17 protein-coding genes are annotated in these 21227 nt (G+C 37.2%); 5 read left to right on the top strand and 12 right to left on the bottom strand.

Going from position 1 to position 21227, the window contains the following annotated elements; all coding sequences use genetic code 11:
• Positions 1-32: 32 nt before the first annotated feature.
• The gene (locus tag RHP76_RS03730) at positions 33-1031 is read left to right on the top strand and encodes an SDR family oxidoreductase (RefSeq protein WP_311229523.1); all 999 of its coding nucleotides are present in this window, start codon (positions 33-35) and stop codon (positions 1029-1031) included.
• A 117-nt stretch (positions 1032-1148) separates the two neighbouring features.
• Positions 1149-2996 carry a chloride channel protein gene (locus RHP76_RS03725; protein WP_123279755.1) on the top strand — a complete coding sequence of 616 codons (1848 nt, stop codon included), beginning with the start codon at positions 1149-1151 and terminating at the stop codon, positions 2994-2996.
• 165 nt (positions 2997-3161) lie between these two features.
• On the opposite strand, the gene RHP76_RS03720 is transcribed toward RHP76_RS03725, so the two are convergent.
• The 10 genes from RHP76_RS03720 to RHP76_RS03675 form a co-directional block, all read right to left on the bottom strand.
• On the bottom strand, positions 3162-4106 hold the full coding sequence (locus RHP76_RS03720) for an aldo/keto reductase (RefSeq protein WP_288441936.1): 945 nt from the start codon (positions 4104-4106) through the stop codon (positions 3162-3164).
• Between the two features lie 381 nt (positions 4107-4487).
• Positions 4488-6296: a hypothetical protein gene (locus tag RHP76_RS03715; protein WP_311229522.1), complete on the bottom strand. Its 1809-nt coding sequence runs from the start codon at positions 6294-6296 to the stop codon at positions 4488-4490.
• 250 nt (positions 6297-6546) lie between these two features.
• Complete coding sequence (locus tag RHP76_RS03710) at positions 6547-7698, bottom strand: efflux RND transporter periplasmic adaptor subunit (RefSeq protein ID WP_311229521.1); 1152 nt, start codon at positions 7696-7698, stop codon at positions 6547-6549.
• A gap of 7 nt (positions 7699-7705) precedes the next feature.
• Positions 7706-12043 carry a CusA/CzcA family heavy metal efflux RND transporter gene (locus tag RHP76_RS03705; protein WP_311229520.1) on the bottom strand — a complete coding sequence of 1446 codons (4338 nt, stop codon included), beginning with the start codon at positions 12041-12043 and terminating at the stop codon, positions 7706-7708.
• A gap of 200 nt (positions 12044-12243) precedes the next feature.
• A complete protein-coding gene (locus tag RHP76_RS03700; protein WP_131797460.1) occupies positions 12244-12606 on the bottom strand; it encodes a hypothetical protein in 363 nt (120 codons plus the stop codon).
• A 133-nt stretch (positions 12607-12739) separates the two neighbouring features.
• The gene (locus tag RHP76_RS03695; protein WP_311229519.1) at positions 12740-13309 is read right to left on the bottom strand and encodes a Crp/Fnr family transcriptional regulator; all 570 of its coding nucleotides are present in this window, start codon (positions 13307-13309) and stop codon (positions 12740-12742) included.
• 66 nt (positions 13310-13375) lie between these two features.
• Entirely contained in the window at positions 13376-14140 is a 765-nt protein-coding gene (locus tag RHP76_RS03690; protein ID WP_311229518.1) for a siderophore-interacting protein, read from the bottom strand.
• Between the two features lie 2 nt (positions 14141-14142).
• Positions 14143-15318, bottom strand: a complete 1176-nt coding sequence (locus tag RHP76_RS03685) for an MFS transporter (RefSeq protein ID WP_311229517.1) — start codon at positions 15316-15318, stop codon at positions 14143-14145.
• Between the two features lie 85 nt (positions 15319-15403).
• Entirely contained in the window at positions 15404-16012 is a 609-nt protein-coding gene (locus tag RHP76_RS03680) for a hypothetical protein (protein ID WP_120231137.1), read from the bottom strand.
• Positions 16013-16592: 580 nt separating this feature from the next.
• Positions 16593-17375 carry a helix-turn-helix domain-containing protein gene (locus tag RHP76_RS03675; protein WP_311229516.1) on the bottom strand — a complete coding sequence of 261 codons (783 nt, stop codon included), beginning with the start codon at positions 17373-17375 and terminating at the stop codon, positions 16593-16595.
• Between the two features lie 71 nt (positions 17376-17446).
• On the opposite strand from RHP76_RS03675, the gene RHP76_RS03670 reads away from it, so the two are divergent.
• Positions 17447-18652: a CynX/NimT family MFS transporter gene (locus tag RHP76_RS03670; RefSeq protein WP_311229515.1), complete on the top strand. Its 1206-nt coding sequence runs from the start codon at positions 17447-17449 to the stop codon at positions 18650-18652.
• Positions 18653-18664: 12 nt separating this feature from the next.
• On the opposite strand, the gene RHP76_RS03665 is transcribed toward RHP76_RS03670, so the two are convergent.
• Together RHP76_RS03665 and RHP76_RS03660 are read right to left on the bottom strand one after the other, a co-directional pair.
• Entirely contained in the window at positions 18665-19372 is a 708-nt protein-coding gene (locus RHP76_RS03665) for a DUF421 domain-containing protein (protein ID WP_311229514.1), read from the bottom strand.
• Between the two features lie 55 nt (positions 19373-19427).
• Positions 19428-20198, bottom strand: coding sequence for an MBL fold metallo-hydrolase (locus RHP76_RS03660; protein ID WP_311229513.1), 771 nt, complete (start codon positions 20196-20198; stop codon positions 19428-19430).
• 92 nt (positions 20199-20290) lie between these two features.
• On the opposite strand from RHP76_RS03660, the gene RHP76_RS03655 reads away from it, so the two are divergent.
• Both RHP76_RS03655 and RHP76_RS03650 read left to right on the top strand, forming a co-directional pair.
• The gene (locus RHP76_RS03655) at positions 20291-20605 is read left to right on the top strand and encodes a winged helix-turn-helix transcriptional regulator (RefSeq protein ID WP_280211180.1); all 315 of its coding nucleotides are present in this window, start codon (positions 20291-20293) and stop codon (positions 20603-20605) included.
• A 57-nt stretch (positions 20606-20662) separates the two neighbouring features.
• The gene (locus tag RHP76_RS03650) at positions 20663-21217 is read left to right on the top strand and encodes a hypothetical protein (protein WP_288441950.1); all 555 of its coding nucleotides are present in this window, start codon (positions 20663-20665) and stop codon (positions 21215-21217) included.
• Positions 21218-21227: the final 10 nt, after the last annotated feature.

Genomic DNA, 21227 nt, shown 5'->3' with positions numbered 1-21227 from the left:
AAAAAAATAAGAACACTTAAATCCATCATATTATGAAAAATCAAAGAAGACCACCATTTTTTGGAGAAACAGTCGTTATCACAGGTGCTTCAAGCGGAATTGGTAAGGCTACGGCAGAGGCATTTGCAGAACAAGGAGCTGATCTCGTGCTGGCAGCAAGAGGAGAAAAAGCGCTTACAGAGACTGCAGAATTATGCAGAAAACTGGGAGCAACAGTGCTTGCTGTTCCTACAGATACTTCTGTTGCAGAAGATGTTCAGAACCTTGTCAAGGAAACCCTTGAATTCACCGGAAAAATTGATTATTGGGTCAATAATGCGGGAGTGTTGGCATTTGGTAAATTTGAGGAAATTCCAGTTGATGTCAGTGATCAGATTGTTAAAACAAACCTTTTGGGATATATGCATTCGGCACATGCAGTGCTTCCAGTTTTCAAAAAACAGAAAAAAGGAGTCTTACTGAATAATATTTCTATTGGCGGATGGATGCCGGCACCTTATGGAACAGCATATACAGCCTCGAAATTTGGTGTGCGCGGAATGGTAGAAACTTTGCAGGGTGAAGTTTCAGACTTTCCTGATATACATATCTGTGCGCTTTATCCCGGTTTTCAGAAATCATCAGGAATAGAACATGCTGCCAATTATTCAGGGATAAAACTCAGCACACCACCTCCATCGTTTGATCCTCGTAAACTGGCAGCTTCAATTGTAAAAACAGCCAAAAATCCAATTGAAGCTTCTTATCCGGACTGGTCTGCTGTTGTGTTTAAAAATTTATATGAAATGTTTCCGGGAATCATCCGTTATGTATCTTCTGCAGGAATGAGAATGATAATGAAGAAAGCCAATAAGACAGAAAATACAGGTGGAAATGTCCGCCAATCTTCCTCAGGAAATATGGGAATTGATGGGAAAACACTATTATCTGTTTCTAAAAAACCTTTGATCTTGGCAGGTGCAGGAATCATTGGAGCATTGGCTGTTGGGCTTATTTTTTCAGGAAAAACGAAAGAAATAAGGGAAGATTAATAGAAATAAACAGTCATCGCTATAGTTTGAAAAAGGCTCATTACTATATTTTTTGTGATATATTTCATAAATTTACAGAACTGTATCAATCTGATGATAGTGTAAAATATTTCGACGGTGAAAATTCACAACAAAAAAAAGTACCTCAGTTTCCTTAAATTTAAAAGAGATTTCCAGAAATACGGACTGGAAAAAGCACGAAGTTATGAGCTTATCCTGCATTGGCTGAACAACAGGCTGAGCAGAAATCAGTTTCTTGTTCTTTCCGGAATTCTGGTGGGCTGCACGGCTGGTCTTGCGGGAGTTATCCTGAAAACACTGGTGCACAATATCCATTATTTCATTACCAATAAAGTTCATTTTGAATATCAGATTTTATTCTATATTGTTTTTCCTTTCTTAGGAATCGTTCTGACAACGATGATTGTTCTTACCTTGTTTAAAGGTCAGGATCGTAAAGGTATTGGAGCTATTTTATACGAAATTGCACAGAATTCCAGTATCGTAGCTTCCGTTAAAATGTATTCCCAGGTGATACAAAGTGCTGTTACCGTAGGATTGGGAGGTTCTGCAGGATTGGAAAGTCCTATTGCCGTTACCGGAGCCGCTATTGGTTCAAACTATGCCCAAACGTACAGACTGAGCTATAAAGAACGTACTTTATTGCTTGCTGCAGGAGCTACTGCCGGGATTGCGTCTGCTTTCAATGCTCCTATTGCGGGGATTATGTTTGCCTTTGAAATTCTTTTAACCGGAGTGGTTTTTACCGATTTCATTCCGTTGGTCGTTGCTGCGGTCTGCGGAAGTCTTTTATCAAGGATTTTGCTTCAGGAAGATGTTCTTTTCAGATTTTATACCAGAGACCCTTTCAACTATAAAAATGTTCCGTATTATCTTATTTTAGGGATTGTTACAGGATTGTATGCCCGCTATTTTGTGATTATTTCTCAGAAAGTAGAACATTTTATAAAAGGTCTTCAGCTTTCAAGAATGCGTAAGGCGATGTTCGGAGGAGCTGTACTTTCCCTGTTATGCGTACTTTTTCCTCCTTTGTTCGGGGAAGGATATGAAACGGTAAAAGCTTTCACCAATGGAAATACCTACTCTATTATTGAAAATAGTTTTTTCAGGTATTTTGAGATCGGAGACTGGACCATTATCATATTTTTGGTTCTGGTATTGCTTTTAAAGGCCTTTGCCACCTCATTTACGATATTCAGTGGTGGAAATGGAGGTAACTTTGCTCCTTCTCTTTTTGCAGGAGGAACTTTAGGCTACTTATTTGCATTAATTTGTCAGCATATTGGTTTTACAGATGTTCCGATGACTAATCTTGTCCTCGTGGGTATGGCTGGTGCTATGAGTGGAGTTCTGTATGCTCCTCTTACCGCTATTTTTCTGATCGCAGAATCAAGTTTCGGATATGATTTGTTTATTCCTCTGATGATAGTTTCCATCATATCCTATCTCATTGCAAAATGGTTTTCCCCGATTTCTCCTGAACTGAAATCATTGGCAGATGAAGGAAAAATATTCACAAATAAACATGACAAAAACCTTCTTTTTGCTTTAAGAACTGAAGACTTTATTGATAAATATTCGCAAACAATCAATCAGAATGCCTCTGTTACAGAACTGTTTGAAATGGTAAAGAACGGTAATAAAAATATTTTCGCTGTAGTGGATGAGAACAGAAAGCTCAAAGGAGTTTTGACGCTGGATGACATAAGACCTTATCTTTTTAACAAAGACATTGAAACTTCCCAGACGGTTACCCAGATCATGAAAGCGCCGCCTGCCGTTCTTCACCGTGAAAATAAACCCCTGGATATTCTTCAGACCTTTGATGATACAGGTGTATGGAATCTCCCTGTAGTAAGTGATACCAATGATTTCATCGGTTTTATCTCAAAATCCTCAATATTAATGAGCTACAGACAGCTTCTGAAGGAATATTCCGATTAATATTGAGAGAAGAATATCACAACTGAAGAACTCCATTCCCCTCCTCCGGAAGGGTGGCGAAAATTCAAAGATTTTTTGACGGGGTGGTTTTCGCCATTGAATCATAAAAAATCCGTTCAGCAATGAACGGATTTAATTTTTAATCTGTAATGAAAGTTGAAAAATTTAGTTGCTCGCCTTATTCAGCAGCTCAATATCTTCCTGATCCAGAACAAGTTTTGGTGCATTGAAGACCGTTTCAAGCTGGGAAGCACTGGTAGCACTTACAATGGGTGCTGTAATCAGAGGATTAGATAACAGCCATGCCAGAGAAACGGTTCCCTGCGTTGTATTATGCTTTGCACTTACCTGATCCAGCGCTTTTAATACTTCAAGTCCTTTCGGATTTAAATACTTTCTTACGCCCTCTCCTCTAGCACTTTTTGCCAGATCTGCTTCATCACGGTATTTACCCGTTAAAAAACCTGCTGCCAAAGACCAATAAGGGAATACACTTAAATCAAACTGCTCTGCCAGAGGAGCATAATTTTGCTCAAATCCTTCTCTTTCCATTAAATTGTAATGAGGCTGTAACGCAACATATTTAGGAAGGCTATTCTTTTCTGCAGCTTCAAATGATGCTTTCAAACGTTCCGGAGATAGGTTGGAAGCCGCAATATAACGTACTTTTCCAGCCTTAATGATCTCATCATAAGCAGAAAGAGTTTCTTCTACAGGAGTAGTATTGTCATCAAAGTGTGTATAATAGAGATCAATATGATCCGTCTGAAGTCTTTGCAGAGACTCATCTACAGATTTAAGAATATGTTTTTTGCTGATATCATAGCCATGTTCTTTCGTTTCTGAGCCTACTTTCGTAGCTAAAACGATATCATTACGGTTAGATCTGCTCTTCATCCATTTTCCGATGATCTCTTCAGACTGTCCGCCTTTTCCATTCACCCACCATGAATAGGTATCTGCAGTATCTATAAAATTGAATCCTGCTTCAGCAAAGCGGTCCAGTATATCAAAAGACTGTTTCTCGTCCAATGTCCATCCAAAAACATTTCCTCCGAAGTTGATGGGTGCAATCGTTAAATCGGTGTTTTTGATTTTTCTTTTTTCCATAAAAATAATTTTACTAAGTGACCTCTAAGGTAGGGAATATTAAGCCCGGAAAATATTCAAAATGACCATTCCAGCCATAGTTATTATAAATGGGAATGCTTATGTTTCCTAAGTTTTTTTATTACTTGAATGTGTTGGAAAAGCGCAAAAGCGCAAATAATTTAAAAGCTAACTGCTTTAAGATACAAAGATTTTATCTCCGATACAATTGAATACTATTTATTTTTATATCTCTTTCTGAAAATCTTATATTGATTAAAGTTGAAATGTTCTTAGACCTTTGCCGCTTCTAACAGAAATACATGTGATTTCATTAGTAACAGAAAAAATAAAAACAGCCATGTAAAAGCTGTTTTTATTATCTATCAATTAAAAATACGGTTATTTTTCAACCTGAGGAATTTCAATAGCGATAAGCTGAAGTTTATATTCCTGTAACTGATGATTAATGGTTGACAAACCGTTGCTGAAGAATGGTGATGCTTTAAAAAGCTCATGATAATATTCGATACCCTCAAGAACATTTTTCCTGAAAGCATTCCATTTTTTTGTGTGCGAATGGGTAATTTGTGCAGTAGATTCGGTGATTTCCTTTCTCAGATAATCCACATACATTTTCAATTCATTGATGAACATATTCGGACGTTGGTTATCTGAAAGGATATTGGTATTTCCGTAGATATGTTTTACCATTTCCGAAAGAGAAACTTCCTTATCAAAAAAGGCAATATTAGGTCCCGGACATATCACAACGCCTTGCTTTTCACCTTTGATTTCAAGGTTCTGTTCCATGTATGCCGCATTCACAAGTCCTACACAAAGGCAGGCTTTATCGGTAATTTCGGATTTTCTTTTATTGAATTCTTTTTCAGTGAATGCATCTTTATTTTCGTAAAGCTCTTTCAGTTTGATATCCTGAAACTTTCTGGAAGCGGTACAGGTTCCTTCCGGAGAAAATTCTTTGCTTAGTGCGAGAAGTTTTTTAGGACAAGAACTTCCATATTTCCCTTTTGCTTCTTTTTCAAACTTCAATACTTCATTAGATGTACCTTTTACAGTATTGAAAGGTACTCCCAATGGCGAAATATTACTCAGATAGAAATCCTGCTCTTTTGATTGTACAAGTAAATTTCTGGTTTCTGTATCTACAGATGTGGCTTCGGGTACCAGTAAAAACGGTGAACCCCATCCAACACTGTCTACGCTATAATTAGCCAATAAAAACTCATGTTCTTCAGAAGTTCCTACTCCACCCTGAACGGTAATTTTCATTTCTAAAGGTTCGGAAACTACATGCTTTCCTTTTTGTTCCAAAGCAGCTGTCATTAATGCGTGAGCTGATTGGATCAGATCGTTTTTTTTCTGTTTGAATTCCTCCATGATAGGCCCGAGAAGCATTCCTTCAGTAGCAAATGCATGGCCTCCACAATTCAGTCCGGATTCTATTCTGTATTCTGAAACCCATAATCCTTTTTTAGCCAGAAAATTTCCCTGAATCATAGCCGAACGGAAATCGCTTACTTTAAGGATAATTTTCTTTTTGATGTTTCCGTTTTCGTCCGGGAAAAAATCTTCAAACTCTTCCATGTAGCTGTACAAACGGGGATTCATGCCTGCAGAAAGAACCATTGATGATGATAGCTTACTTTTGGCAAATCCACGCAGTGAAGCATGCGCATCGTTATACATTACAGGAAGCTGTTCATTATTCTGATAGTTGTCTTTATCTACTTTCGTCATGATATTGACATCAATACTTCCCGGTTTTAAATTCGATTCGATGAAGTTTTTGATATTGGAACTCCAGTTATCTTTTTGATTGACAAGGTTTTGAAGGCTGTTTTTTAGATCTGAAGTATTCGGAAGCATAGCCATGAATTCCTTCAAAGCTTCCTTGTTTTTGCTGATTTCCTGTTTGAAAGATTCAAATTTTTCATTCACGATATCATCTACCATATCCAGATAAGCGGTAACTCTTTTTGCTCTGTAATCTTCTGTTTTTGCTGAGATCCCGAAATAGTTGAGATTGAACTTTTTATTGTAAAAGTTCTTCATTTTTTCCAGGATTTCATCATCAATAATAGAGATGACGGAAGAAATTCCATACTGGGCAACACGAATCGGGCTGTCTATGGTGTAAGCCAGTCCCATTACCGGAATATGGAAATTGTGCAAAGGTTTTTGTGTCATAAAGTTTTGATAAAAGTTTTTTATTGTTCATCTAAAAATCTTTACAACTATTCACTTCTTAAAAATATTATTTTAAAATGAATTATGCGTCAAATAGTATTTTAATTATTGAAAACATGTCAAATGTCATTTTTTTGAATTGTTTAAAATAAAAAAAGATCAGCTGAATAACTGATCTTTTCTTCTTGTCTGTTTTATTCTAACCGCAAAAGTCACAAAAGCTTTTGTGACTTTTATGATTTCACTTTAATTATTCTGCTTTGTTTTTAAGCATCATCAGAAGGCTGTAGGCTCCTTTCTGTACAATTTTCTTATCCTTTAAAGCATCTGCTTTTACAATCTCCGTAAACTGATCGTCAGCAATTCCGGTGACCACTGGAATCATTTTGTAATTGGATTTTCCAAGATCTTCAAAAACATAATTTTTATTTTCAAAAGACACTACAGCCTCGTTAGGAAGTCCCATTGTATAACGACTGCTGATATTCACTTTGGCATTCATGTACATTCCTTTTACAAATTCATTATTCACAGAAGATAATCTGGCAATTGCCGTTGCAGAACCTCCGTTTTCAATACTGGGAACTACGCTGACAATTTTAGCATTGGATTTCACATCCGGATTCTGATTGTTGTACACGAGAATTTCCTGCCCCACCTTTACATCATTCACATCATTTTCAAAAACCTTTAATTCTAAAAGTAATCCAGCTGGATTAATCAGCTCAAATAATGTATCTGCCGGGTTGATATACTGCCCGTTATTCACAAGAATTTTACTTACAAAACCTGTAAAAGGAGCATAAATGTTGATTTTACTTCTGATATTTCCGGTAGTCAGACCTTTGGCATTAATTCCGATGATTCTCAGTTTTTCCTCAAGTCCTTTTAAAGTAGCATTCAAAGTAGAATAATCTGCCTGAGCAGTCTGTAGGGTTTTGTCACTGCTGGCTTTGCTTGTATTCAGATCTTTCTGACGGTTGAAATTCAGTCTTGCCGCTTCGAGCTGAGCTTTGGTCACCAGATAATCCTGCTGCAATTGTATAAACTGAGGGTCTTCCACTACTGCAAGCACTTGTCCTTTGCTGAAATGACTTCCATTAATGATATTGATCGATTTAATATGTCCACCCATAATACTGGAAACTAAACTGATATGCGATGGTGCAATTTCTGCCCTTCCGTTTAATCTCACCAGTTTTTCCATATTCCTGTTCTGAATACTGGTTGTAGTTAATCCTACAGACTGAATCTGTTTTTCTGTAAGATGAACAGAATTTTTGTCATTCTTGGAAAATTTGGTGTTTTCGTAAACCGTTTTTTCTTCTTCTTTTTTACCGGAACATGAAGATAAAGTAAGGATGAAAGCCACGCTGTATAGGGATATATTCTTGAAATGCATGTTGATATTATTTTGAAATTAAGAATTGAAGTTCAGCTCCGATCTGATTCAGTTTTTCAAGCTGATCAATATAATCTGCTTTGGTTTTTACGGCCTGATTCACCAGGATTACCCAGTCCAGATAATCTATTTCTCCTACCTCCATCTGTTTCTGAGCCGTTTTTAGAATAGTTTCGGATTTTGGAAGCTGTTTTTGTTCATAATTTTCAATGATCTGCTGTTGGTTCATATAGGTAGTCAACTGTTGTTTCAATCTGTTTTTAAGTTCAATTTCTTTTCTCTGGTACTGATTTTCGGAGATGGCTATTTTTGCCTGTGCTGCCTTTGCCAAAGCTCTCTGTCCTTTGGTGAACAGTGGAATTCCTACTCCTACCTGAACCGAATTGAACCGATTATTATTGATGTTTTTCATACTTTGATTGGTGTATCCTATAAGAAGATCCGGAAGCAGCCTGCTTTTTTCAAGCTGTACTTCTGCCTCTCCTACTTTGATCTGCTGCTGCAGATATTGAAGCTCAGGGTGCTGTTGTACCATTTCTTCTGAAATCTGTAGACCAATATTCATCGTGGGCTGATCAGCAATAGGTTGATAAGGTGTTGTAGATTGTAGCAATAATTGGAGTTGAAGCTTTGCGATATTCAGATCATTTTCAAGGGTATTCAGTTGTACTTTTATCTGTTCTTTCTGAATTTCAGCGGTGGATTCCTCCAGAATATTGGCTTCCCCTTTTTTTAATCTTAATCCGGCTTTATCTGCAAAATTATTATAAAGCTGGCTGATGTATTCCAGCACTTTTTTCTTCTCCTGAAGCACCAGTATCCTGTAGAAAACACTTGTTACTTCTTTGGTAAGCTGTGCCCTGGTCAGATTCTGATTGATGACACTGGCAGACCATTCGGCATCCAGCATTTGTTTTCTTTTTGAATACACCGTTGGAAAACTGAATCTTTGAGTGATTCCGAATGAATTATCCGTTTCCTCGCCCTGAATCTGGCCAAATCCTCCGGTAATTTCCGTCTGGGGAATATCCAGATAACTGGCTTTCAGTTTTTCCTGATAATCTGAGAGTAATTTTGAATTTTTAAGAGTACCATTCTGCTGGTATGCTTTTTCCAAAGCCTGATCATAGGTAATATTTTCCTGAGCCTGATAGCTTCCAAAGGAGATCATCAGTAAGAAAACAGACAGTTTTTTATAGTTGGTTTTTTTTGAGAATTTCATTTTATCTTTATTAATATGTTCAAAGAGGACGTATAAAATTGGAAGGACAAACAAGGTTAAAAGAGTGGCAAGCATTAATCCTCCGATCACCACCGTTGCCAGAGGTCTCTGTACTTCTGCTCCTGCACCGTTGCTAATGGCCATGGGAAGAAACCCCAGAGAAGCTACAAACGCAGTCATTAGAACCGGGCGAAGCCTGATTTTTGTTCCTATCAGTACAATTCTGCTGGTATTGGTTATTCCATTCTTTTTCAATCGGTTAAATTCTGATATCAAAACAATTCCATTAAGTACGGCAACTCCAAATAATGCAATGAATCCTACACCTGCACTGATGCTGAAAGGCATTCCTCTCAATGCCAGAAAATACACCCCTCCTATCGCAGATAATGGAATAGCAGTATAGATTAACAAGCTGTGTTTTACAGAACCGAAAGCAAAGAATAAGAGCAGGAAAATCATTACTAACGAAATAGGAACTGCGATTCCCAGTCTGGCTTTGGCTTCATTTAAGTTTTCAAAAGCACCTCCATAAGAAACAGTGTATCCTGGTGATAGTTTCAGGTTTTTATCTGCTTTTTGCTGAAGTTCTTCAACAATACTCTGGACATCTCTTCCTCTCACATTAAAACCTACAATAATCCTTCTTTTAGTATCTTCCCGCTGAATCTGGTTCGGACTGTTTTTAAGCTCTACTTTAGCCAATTGTGACAAAGGAATCTGTTCTCCTGAAGAAGTTGGAACCAAAAGATTCTGAATGCTGGTAATATCTTTTTTATGTTCATTATCCATGCGGACAACGATATCAAACTTTTTCTCGCCTTCATACAAAGCACCTGCGGTCTGCCCTGCAAAAGCCATATTAATTACCCTGTTGATGTCCGCCACTGAAATATTGTATCGGGAAAGTTCCGAACGGTTATAATCAATCACAACCTGCGGAGCACCTACTACTGGTTCGATATATAGATCCTGAGCACCTTTTACGGTGTTGATGATGCTTCCCATCTTTTTTGCATAGGCGGCAAGGCTGTCCAGGTCTTCACCATAAATCTTGCAGACTACATCCTGCCTTGCTCCGGTCATCAGCTCATTGAAACGCATCTGTACAGGAAATTGAAAACTGGTTGTCAGCCCCGGAATAATGCTTAAAGCTTTGCTCATTTTGTCAGAAAGCTCAGAAAATGTCGTTGCAGAGGTCCATTCCTTTTTAGGCTTTAAAACGACGATCATATCTCCGGAATCCATTGCCATTGGTTCCGTGGGAATTTCTGCACTTCCAATTTTCATGACTACTTTTTCTACTTCAGGAAACTGTGTTAAAAGAATATGCGCCGCCTGTGTAGTGGCTTTCTTGGTTTCATTGATATTACTTCCCTGAAGAATTCTCATTTCGACAGCAAAGTCGCCTTCCTCCAAAGATGGTATAAATTCTCCACCCATTCTGGAAAGGATAAAAACAGCACCTGCAAACAGGATTAGCACACCAATAATGATAGTTTTTCTGAATTTAAGAGCTTTCATCAGTAATTGCTGATGTCCGGTTTCCACTTTACCCATGACGCGGTCCGAGATGTTCTCTTTTTCTTTTTTCTTTCTGCTTAATACCAGAGAACTCATCATCGGAATATAAGTCAGGGAAAGAATAAATGCTCCGATCAGGGCAAAGGCAACAGTTTGAGCCATAGGCTTAAACATTTTTCCTTCAATTCCCTGCAGGGTAAAAATCGGAAGATATACAATTAAGATAATAATCTGTCCGAAAACTGCACTGTTAACCATTTTGGTCGCAGAGCCTGAAACCTGATCATCCATTTCTTTTTTGGTGAGCATATTGTCTTTCCCAAAGTACTTTTTATGAGCAAGCTGATGCAGCACGGCTTCCACAATAATGACAGCACCATCTACAATAAGACCGAAATCCAGCGCTCCAAGACTCATCAGATTTCCTCCAACCCCGAAAATATTCATCATGATAATGGCGAAAAGCATGGCCAAAGGAATAACGGAAGCCACCAGTAATCCTGCTCTGAAATTTCCTAAAAATAATACCAGAATGAAAACAACGATCAAAGCCCCTTCCATCAGGTTTGTTTTTACAGTACTGATGGTATTGTTCACCATTTTAGCGCGATCAAGGAAAGGCTCAATCACCACTCCTTCCGGTAAGGACTCCTGAATTTTTTCCAGTCTTTGTTTGATATTTCCAATCACGACATTGGCATTTTCTCCTTTCAGCATCAGAACAATTGCTCCGGATACTTCTCCGGTGTCATTATAGGTCATCGCGCCATACCTTGTCGCATAACCGATCTTGACAGACGCTACATCTTTAATATGCACAGGAATTCCTTCTTTAGTTTCCGCTACCTGAATGCTTCCAATATCTTCCGTACTTCCCACAAGTCCTTCGCTGCGGATAAACAGAACGGTTTCTTTCTTTTCAATATATGCACCTCCGGTATTCTGGTTATTCTTTTCCAGTGCTGCAAAAACATCATTGATGTTGATGTTAAATGCCTGTAATTTATTAGGATTAATGGCAATTTCATACTGTTTCAGTTTTCCTCCGAAACTGCTTACATCTGCCACACCTTTTGTTCCCAAAAGCTGTCTTCTGACCACCCAATCCTGAATGGTTCTCAGTTCTGTTTCGTCATATACATTTTCGTATCCTTTTTTGGCTCTTACCACATATTGGAAAATCTCTCCCAACCCTGTTGAAATAGGCCCTAATTCCGGCTTACCGATTCCTGCCGGTATATTGTCCTGAACAAGCTGCAGCCGTTCCTGAACCTGTTGACGCGCCCAATACACATCCGTCTTATCATCAAAAACTACCGTCACTAATGAAAGTCCGAAACGGGAGAAACTTCTCAGCTCTGTAATTCCGCTGATATTGCTGGTAGCCTGTTCGATAGGAAACGTAACAAGACGTTCTATATCTGCTGCACCATATGAAGGAGCAGTAGTAATGATCTGAACCTGATTATTGGTGATGTCCGGCTGGGCATCAATAGGAAGTTTAGTGGTTTCATAGACTCCAAAGAGGATGAGAGCCACAGTAAACAGAGCAATGATGAGTTTATTCTTTACAGAAAACTCAATAATTTTATTTAACATGGAAAAAAGATTAATGGTAATCCGGAATGCTTTATAAAAGCTGAAATGCTCCCAAAACTTAAAGTATCAAAACATGCATTTGTAACTTCTTTGGTTAAGGCTTAAGCATCAATACAATGCATTACGAATTAATTGATATGTAACAAAAATTCACTGCTTTAGATAAGAATATAAAGCATTAATTTTCAATGTGAAGTCGATTAAGAAAGCCGCGGTGGCTGGAAAATCTGAGAAAGGTATTGGTTGGAAAAGTCTTTTTCCTTGTAAATACTGCTTTTCTTTGAAACAGTAATTTCCTTAGGTTTTTTTATTTCAAATGAAAGTTCCGGAAGCTGTGCGTGTACGGTAAGTACGATAGGAGGATTGATAAAAGGCAGTTTCTGATCGGTATCCCAGTCTGAATCCTCTTTGTGGTTATCATAGTGCTCCATTACAAATTCTGAAAAGCTTCCATGGTATTCCATGAAATGTTCCACAAACATAGGCACTTTCAGTACTTCCCCCGCATTGGTGGTAGCCAGCACATACATCATTGAACATAATATGGAGAACCATTTTAACATGAGTGCAAATATAGGGCTTAAATTTTTTCTGAATGGGCTTTAGTATTAATTTTTTGAGAATTTTAGCCAGTTTAAAAGCAGTTTAAATAAATAATAACTCTTCGTAAAAATGTTAGGTTTATCAAACAAAAAATCAAAGCCTTGACTTCAGTCTGCTCAGTGTCTCCTGTGAGATATTAAGATAGGAAGCCACCAGTTTGTTGGAAAGCCGGCGTACAATAATCGGATTTTCTTCCAGTAACTGTTTGTATTTTTCAAGAGCATCCTGCACCATAAAAGACATCAGCCTTTTAGTGTTGGCAATACAGGCAATTTCAATATAAATTCTGTAAAATTTTTCCCATTGAGGAATAATGTCCAATAAATGATAAAAATCCTGATGGGTAATATAATAGACCTCTGAATCTTCTACTGCCTGAAGAAGTTCATCAGAAGGTTCCGAAGTAATAAAGGTATGAAGTGCTGTAGCGAACTGATTTTCAAAAGCAAAATATCTTGTAGAATCCTGCCCTTCCTTATTAATGTAAAATATCCGTAAACAGCCTTTTACAACAAAGAATGTTTTTTTGGGAGAATGAACATTGGTAACGAGAAGCTCGTTCTTTTTTAATTTGACAGGTTTGAAATAAGAAAGAATAACTTTCAATTCTTCATCTGTTATTGATATTTTGCTTTTAATATATGAAACTAATAAGTCTTCCATTTATTTAAATCAGTCACCGCAAATGTAGCAATAAATATGTTAAAAACTTATTGCTGTTCCTGCTTCTTAAGTGCTTTCAGAAGTTTTTCCTTCCGGTTGCCCTGCTCTCCAATAGGAACAGGCGTATAGGGCTTGGGTGTCCCATTTCAGGTTTGTTTTAAAATAGGTGCGAAGCTCATGTACAGTAGTATATTCTGCAGCGATGTAAACATATTCTTTCAATACACCTGATGGAAACTGAACAGATTTCACCACTTCGGCAAGCATGCTTCCCTGCTCAGGATGAAGATTGTACAGCCATTCAATTGAAATATCTGCTGCAGAACAAAGCATAAGTTCATCCTCTTTACCTGCCACTTCCAATATTATTTTTGCTCTTACGTAGGAAGGAAACTGTTCTGCGATGGCACAAATCACAGGCAGAGCCGTTGCGTCTCCTGCCATCAGATAAAAATCAGCATCCGGAATTAAAGGCTTTGTGCTTTCTTTCATTCCTATTTCCAATACATCACCTGGATTGGCCTTCAATGCCCATGCAGAAGCCGGACCGTTATCACCATGAGCTACAAAATCAATGCTCAGTTCCTTTTCTTCAAGGTCAATTTTTCTGTTGGTATACGTTCTGATGAGAGCTATGTTTTCTTCTTCAGCGGGTATAAATATTTTATTATTAGATCCTGACTTAACGTTAGCCAATAGTTCAGTCTGGTTTTCATCAATATTAAATATGACACGGATTAAATGCGGTGTAATAAAGAGTTTCTTTTTAACGGTAAATACAGAACGTATTTTTTTTGTTTCTTTTACTTGAGATATTAGGGAATGTTCCATTTTTATTTTTTGTTAAATAGTAAAATAATCATTGCAATCACACAGCTGGTGCCTCCGAACAGGTATACAGTCTGATAATCAAACCACCCGGCAATTAATCCTGCTATAGGACCTGCCAATCCTAATGAAAGGTCAACAAATGCGACATAGGCTCCTAGTGCTGTTCCTCTCATCTGTGGCTTTACTTGTTGAATGGCAAGAACTCCCAATGCAGGAAAGACCAATGAAAATCCTACTCCCGTCAATCCACATCCGATAATAGTCAATGTTTTGGAGGCAGAGGTCCAGATCAGCATTTGTCCTGCCACTTCGATAATCAGAGAGATCAAGGCTATTGTAAATCCTCCGTATTTATCCGGAAAAGAAGCAAATAAAATTCTGGTCAGCACATAACATGCTCCGAAGATTATAAAGGCAAGAGAAGCATCACCCCAATTTTTTTGAGAGAAAAACAAGGCAATAAAAGAAGCAATACATCCAAAAGCCATTGATGAAAAAGCAAGGCTCAGACCCTGACCCAATATGGTACCAATTACTTTGTAGAAAGGCATTCTTACATGATCTTTATCTACGGGAATAGAAGGAAGTTTTGTCGTGGAAAGCCAGCTTACCAGCGGAAATAAGGCAATAAGAAGAAAAGCAGGAAAAATATTGTATTCTTTACTTAACCAGATACTGATGGGAGCTCCGATTGCAATTCCCGCATACATGGCAATACCATTCCAGGTCATTACTTTTCCCGAACTGGAATGTCCTGCAAGACCTATTCCCCACGTTAATGCTCCTGTAACGAGAAAACTTTCACCAATCCCATGAATAATTCTTGCCAATAAGAGAAAAGCAAGTGCCAGAATCGGTTGAGTCTGAAATGATACCGCCAGGACATAAGCAATTCCTGCAATAACAGCCAGTATTACGCCGGACATTTTACTTTTCTTAGCACCTCTGGTATCTGTGATTTTTCCGGAATAGGCAAGGGTTAAAAGTGTTGACAATGATTGCAGACCAATCACAAGTCCTACAATAATGCTGTCAAAACCCAACGTGTTCTGAACAAACCTGGGAAGTACTCCCAACGCAATTCCTATGGTAAGGTAAACTGCAAATACCGAAATGATAATAGGAGCCGTTGCCTGATAGAAATTAATAGTCTGTCCTTTTTCTAATGTTGTACTCATAAATTTTGTTTAAAATATTCGGGTGCAAAGGTCCCGGTACAACAGATAAAAAACTTTGACTTAGATCAAAAAAGGAAGAATGGCATTAATCAAAATCCAGAAAACTATCCGTAAGTTGTTTCCACTGTATTTTTGCAATTCCCAGCATTCCGCCTAAAGCAGTAGCAAGATTTCTGATGACATCCGGAAGCTTTGCGTTCCAGTTGGGTCTTTCATTTCGTCCGTATACGGCTGCTTTTAAATAAGCTATATTGCGGGATATCATAAAAGTTGAGCTGGCTGCAGAACTATAAAAATGGGCAATATGACGACTTTTTTTATTTTGAGGATTTATCGAAGGTCTGCATGTGATTGATATACTTTCAGAAAAACTGTCCTGATAGAAGCAGATATCTGTTATTTTTACCCAATCGTACCCTTTAGCCTCAGGTTCTCCCGGACCAGGAATATCAATCCTGATAAAATCTCCTTTTTGAGGTTCTCGGTCTGCAGGATTCCCATCAAAATCATATAATTTAAATGCAGCGAAAGCTTTTCCGGTATAATTTTCCCAATTATTAACTGAAAAGAATCTTTCTTTTAATAGGTTAAACTTTTCTGGAATCAGATCCTGGTCAAATACTTTTCTGCTTTCCGTATCATGGAAGCCACCGAACTTTTGTGCAGGAACTCCTTTAAATATCTTTGGACTCATATGACAGGTTTTTATCCAAAGTAGTACAAAAAACTTTCAGAATTTATGAGTAGGATCACAAAAGAGTTAAGCGTGTGTTTAATTATTATCTTTATAAAGTCGTATTCTGATAATAATTCACTTTTTGAGATTTCTTTATTTTGCTTAAAAAACATGCGTACAATTCTTCAAATGGCGAATTATATTTATCAGGAGAGGTTTTTACATTGCTTATTTCGGAATCTCAAAGAAAACAAGGAAGATTTAGGAAATAATTACTTTTAGGAAAAATCAATAATTTTTAAAAAAAATAAACTTATACTGTTTTGCATAACATGATTTTTGTTTATATTTGTGAATCGAAATAATTTTTTTTCATCATTTGTGTTTTTTTAAGGTCTCCATCCGTGGAGACCTTTTTATTTTCAATAATATCATAATTGAATATTGACTAATGAAGTGGAAAAACGGGCGAAATGTGAAATATTTTCTTATTTAATTCAGTTGATTGCTTTTCTTTAAAGGAATGTACGAAGTTTTATAATGTTAATAACTCCCCTTTTTTAATAATTTCAAACTGTTTTCATAAAGATTAAAAAAACTATTGAATGGTTTTAATAAAATCAGTGGGCCTGAATTTCATCACAGAATAAAAACTTCTGGTATAAGCCTGAACACTCTTGTACCCTACTTCATAAGCTGTTTCTGAAATGGTAAGATTTCCGGAACTCAAATATTCCAGACTCTTGATGATACGAAGCATTTGCTGATATTTGCTTAAAGTAAGACCTGTTTCTTTTTTGAAAATACGCTCCAGAGTACGGAAAGATAAAAGCGCTGTATCACTCAGGTCTTCCATTCTGATCTCATTTCGGTAATGACTGTGGAGATACTCTATGACTTTAGCAAGGCGTTTATCTTTGGGAAGACTGATATGAAGAGTCAGGGAATGTTCTACAAACCGTGGAAGTTCGTTGAACAATGCTTTCAGAAACAAGCTTTCATGATGATCCGGAGTCATCAGCTTAGACCATTTCTCTGCATATTTTATCATTTCCTTTAAAACCGGAGGAACAGAAAATACCTTCACTTCTTGATAAAAAGATTCTTGGATACTGATCTCCGCAAACATGATCATCAGTTTGATCTTTTCAGAATGGGAATTGGTTTTATGGACTGCATTTGGTGGGATCCATACGGCATGATTTTGAGGGAGGAGATAGATTTTTTCTTCGATAGTAATATACTGGAAACCACTCTCTACATACACGAGCTGCCCTTTCTGATGGTGATGCAGAACATTATCATGCACCCAGTTTTCTTCAAACCATACAAAATAAGGCTTTTTCAGTTCATCTATTTTTATACTGTCATTAGCATTCATGTCGTTTTAGGTTAAAACTTTGGCAAAATTAAACAAAATTACTGTGCTAATTTTGTACAAAAGTTTTTATTATGATGAAGAATGAAGTAAAAAAGAATGCTTCGTATGTTTTATTAATTATTAATGTTCTGGTAGTTATACTTATTTCCAGCAATCTCCGTTCACCGATTGTGGCGGTTGCTCCTGTACTTGGAGAAGTAAGGGAGGCTTTGAAACTGGATAATTTTCAGGTGAGTCTGCTTACTTCTATTCCCCTGTTTATGTTTGCCGCCTGTTCTGTACTGGTGAGCAGATTTTCCAATAAGTTTGGAATCAGTAAACTGCTTATGTATTCTCTGATTATTCTAAGTTTTGGATTATTCTTGCGAATCAGTGGATCTCTATGGCTTTTGTTTTTAGGATCTCTATTCATTGGTTTAGGAATATGCATTGGAAATGTAGTCACTCCGGGATATGTTAAGAATAATTTTCCGAAGCAGATAGGTCTTATGACAGGAATTTTTGCTGTATCGATGAATCTTACCGCAGCTTTAGCTTCAGGATTCAGCGTGAAAATAGGAGAACTGACAGGTTTTGGATGGAAAGGCTCTCTGGGAATATGGCTGGTGATTGCCGCATTGGGTTTCCTTGTTTTATCATTGGAATTTATATTTAACAAAAGAAATCCGGCTCCACCTAAAACGGCACTTAGTACTTCAGATTTTAATATGTTCAAATCTTCCCAGGCATGGAATATCAGTATTTTTATGGGACTGCAGTCTTTATTTTATTATTGCCTGGTAGCATGGCTTCCTTCATTTCTTGCTGACTTTCATATGCAGGGAGAAAGTTCGGGCTGGGTATTTTTTGTCATTCAGATTACCATGATTCCTGTGACGTTTTGCTGTCCGATTATTGCCAGTAAAATGAAAGACCAAAGACTTATGATCCTTTTTATATGTACCCTGATGTTTGGAAGTACTCTGATGTTTGTCTTCCTGAAATCTCAGTGGATTTATGGGAATGCGGTGATAATTGGTATTTCTAATGGGTTATCTTTCAGTTTGTCAATTCTTTTCTTTTCTACAAGAACGAAAAGCAGTATCAATGCCGTTAAGATATCAGGAATGGCTCAGTCTGTAGGATATCTGATTGCAGCGTTCGGGCCTCCATTGTTTGGAAAACTGCATGATTGGGATACTTCCTGGAACAGTTCATTCTATCTGTTAAGCTGTGCTGTACTGCTGATGCTGTATTTTGGATTGAAAGCAGCGAGAAATAAATATGTTGAGGATTAGGATAGTCAAAGGTCAGGTGACACGTCTTTTATTGCTGGATGCTACCCATTCTTCTTTTTGGCATTTCGGGCAGCGTCCGGCATTACCCTCTCTTTTATGTTCAGTATACCCACAGAATATACAAGAGTAATGTCTTTCCTCACGAATATATCGTAACGGATTATGTAATGAGCCTGGCATAATAGGAAGTCCATACCTTACAAATTCATCTTCTAAAAAAAATACACTGATTTCTCCTGATATTTCTTCTATAGCCATTTCAATTTGGCCAAGTTGCGAAATTCCCTTTAGTCTCAGCTCTGCAAAGAATTCGTCACTCCCAAGGTTTTCTTTTTGAAAGTTTTTAATGGAGAATTCTCCATTTTCTACCAGGCAGATGGATTTTCCTTCCACCAGATTTTCAAAACTTTTACTTTTTCCGATAAAATGCGTCACAATAGAATATAGAAGAATAATAACAATAAAAACAATAAGGGACGAAATAATTCCAACATCTTTATTAAACATAGGATCTCCTGCTGCCGATCCCAGGCCAATAATGACTACCAATTCAAAGATTGAGAGTTGTTTTACCCCTCTTTTTCCTAAAATTCTAAGTCCGATGATGATGGCAAGGAACATAATCATGGTACGAAGAATGATCTCCAAAAGAAAAGACCATTCTTCGTGTCCCAATAATAATTCTTTCCAATCAAGATTTAAGAGAAAAACTGACAGCATATAAATTATTTATCAGGAAATATTCAAAAAATAAGCCATAACTCCTGTTATTTATTCACATCTGTTTCAAACTCACCTCTTCTCCGTCTTTCAATATGAAACATTGATTTTCGAGTCCTTTTTCTGTTATTTTTCCCTGAATAAATTTCCGGTCTTCTCTGCAATGGCTTACCGCTTCCAGATGGGTTACCCAAACAGTAGAATCCGGTGCATATTCACAGACCTTTACAATGTCTTCACTGGTCATAATAATAGGATCTCCCACAGAGAAAGTGGCGGCTCCTCCGGCAACAATAATGTGCTGTGGTTGGTGTTTGTCAATTTCTGATGCAATTTCATCATACCAAATCGTGTCTCCTGCTATGTAAACGGATTCATTTTCTTTTTTAAAAACAAAACCATTTACGACACCCATTTTTTCTCCTATTTCTCCGGTTCCATGTTGTCCTTTCGTGGCAGATATCTCAATATTTTTCCACTGAATCTTATTATTCACAGCAATAATATTGGTAAATCCCTGTGCAGCAATGTGGTCTGCAATAATATCCGAACAGATGATCGGAATATTTTTATCAAGAAGTCCGACGGCTGCAGGATCCCAATGATCAGGATGAAGATGGGTGACGACAACAGCATCAATTTCTTTTAATCTTTTATTTAATTCTTCTTTATTAAAAGGCAGATCTGTAAGTGGGTTCAGTAATTCACTGTCCGTCATAGGCATTTTCCCCATAGAGTCTTTTTCACCCAGCATAGGATCTACAAGGACGGAAATTCCATCAATATTTAATAGCAATGTTGCATTGCGCCATAATTGTAATTTCATTTTGAGTATGTTTGTAGAACAAAGCTATTACCCGATGAGGGTAAAACAATCGAAGGTTACCAAAAGGTTAACCACAAATATTCAACTGTGTTATGAATTTCGAAGAATTTAAAAACTGTGGATTAAGAAGAAGCCTGAATATTCTTTCAGGGAAATGGAAGCCTCTGATCCTGCACAATCTTTTTGAAGAAGATCGGGTACGTTTTGTAGAACTTTGGCGGAATATGCCCCGGGTTTCCAAGAAAGTATTGGCAGAACAGCTGAAACAGTTGGAAGAAGACCTTATTATTGAAAGGATTGAAGTTTATAATTTTCCACCGGAAGTCTATTATAAATTAACAGAGAAAGGACAAAAACTGGGACCTATTCTTTCCGAACTTCATTCATGGGGAAATGAATTGGGATAAAATTATTTTTAAATATTTTATATATTGTTGAAAAAAAACTAATAACAATTTTTACAAATGAAAAGAATCATTATTTTGATCTCCTGCGCAATAGGCACAGGGGTAACTGCACAGATAGTGCCACCACCAACGATTCAAAGATCCAACACAACATCCCGCGGCCTAACTGTCAATTCAAGAAAAGGAACATTAATTGAAAAGAAAATCATCAATTTAGGTAAATTTAAAAACCTGAATATTCAAAAAATTGTAACGAAAGATATTTCTGACAATTCATCAGATACTTTTCTTGGAATTATGTATGAATATGAAACCTTTGATGAAATCTTCAAAAAGACACTCACTATTGACAAAAATGAATTGGGAAAACTGATTCAGGCTCTTCAGATGGTAGAACAGAAAGAAAATGAAAAGGCTGGCCAGGAAACCAGATATAAGTTTGTAACGATGAGTAATATTGAATTCGGAAGTGTTTATCGTGAAAAACTTTCTTCATGGGTGAATTATATCAAAATTCCATCCAATCATTTTAATCAGAACTTGCTGGAATTCAATAAAGATGAATTAAAAGAATTGATTGCTATTTTGAAGAAATCAGAACAGGATATTTAAAAAATACCGG

The sequence above is a fragment of the Chryseobacterium sp. SG20098 genome (genome assembly GCF_031844745.1).
GTDB lineage: Bacteria > Bacteroidota > Bacteroidia > Flavobacteriales > Weeksellaceae > Chryseobacterium > Chryseobacterium cucumeris.
Note: the sequence above shows the minus strand (reverse complement) of the source record. Positions and strands in the feature narration are given on the sequence as shown.

Bases quoted from the DNA above. Each gene is read 5' to 3' on its own strand.
- RHP76_RS03695 (WP_311229519.1), bottom strand. From the start codon at position 13,309: ATGGAAGACTTATTAGTTTCATATATTAAAAGCAAAATATCAATAACA.
- RHP76_RS03655 (WP_280211180.1), top strand. From the start codon at position 20,291: ATGAATTTCGAAGAATTTAAAAACTGTGGATTAAGAAGAAGCCTGAAT.
- RHP76_RS03690 (WP_311229518.1), bottom strand. From the start codon at position 14,140: ATGGAACATTCCCTAATATCTCAAGTAAAAGAAACAAAAAAAATACGT.
- RHP76_RS03700 (WP_131797460.1), bottom strand. From the start codon at position 12,606: ATGTTAAAATGGTTCTCCATATTATGTTCAATGATGTATGTGCTGGCT.
- RHP76_RS03685 (WP_311229517.1), bottom strand. From the start codon at position 15,318: ATGAGTACAACATTAGAAAAAGGACAGACTATTAATTTCTATCAGGCA.
- RHP76_RS03705 (WP_311229520.1), bottom strand. From the start codon at position 12,043: ATGTTAAATAAAATTATTGAGTTTTCTGTAAAGAATAAACTCATCATT.
- RHP76_RS03680 (WP_120231137.1), bottom strand. From the start codon at position 16,012: ATGAGTCCAAAGATATTTAAAGGAGTTCCTGCACAAAAGTTCGGTGGC.
- RHP76_RS03720 (WP_288441936.1), bottom strand. From the start codon at position 4,106: ATGGAAAAAAGAAAAATCAAAAACACCGATTTAACGATTGCACCCATC.
- RHP76_RS03660 (WP_311229513.1), bottom strand. From the start codon at position 20,198: ATGAAATTACAATTATGGCGCAATGCAACATTGCTATTAAATATTGAT.
- RHP76_RS03675 (WP_311229516.1), bottom strand. From the start codon at position 17,375: ATGAATGCTAATGACAGTATAAAAATAGATGAACTGAAAAAGCCTTAT.
- RHP76_RS03730 (WP_311229523.1), top strand. From the start codon at position 33: ATGAAAAATCAAAGAAGACCACCATTTTTTGGAGAAACAGTCGTTATC.
- RHP76_RS03665 (WP_311229514.1), bottom strand. From the start codon at position 19,372: ATGCTGTCAGTTTTTCTCTTAAATCTTGATTGGAAAGAATTATTATTG.
- RHP76_RS03650 (WP_288441950.1), top strand. From the start codon at position 20,663: ATGAAAAGAATCATTATTTTGATCTCCTGCGCAATAGGCACAGGGGTA.
- RHP76_RS03670 (WP_311229515.1), top strand. From the start codon at position 17,447: ATGATGAAGAATGAAGTAAAAAAGAATGCTTCGTATGTTTTATTAATT.
- RHP76_RS03715 (WP_311229522.1), bottom strand. From the start codon at position 6,296: ATGACACAAAAACCTTTGCACAATTTCCATATTCCGGTAATGGGACTG.
- RHP76_RS03710 (WP_311229521.1), bottom strand. From the start codon at position 7,698: ATGCATTTCAAGAATATATCCCTATACAGCGTGGCTTTCATCCTTACT.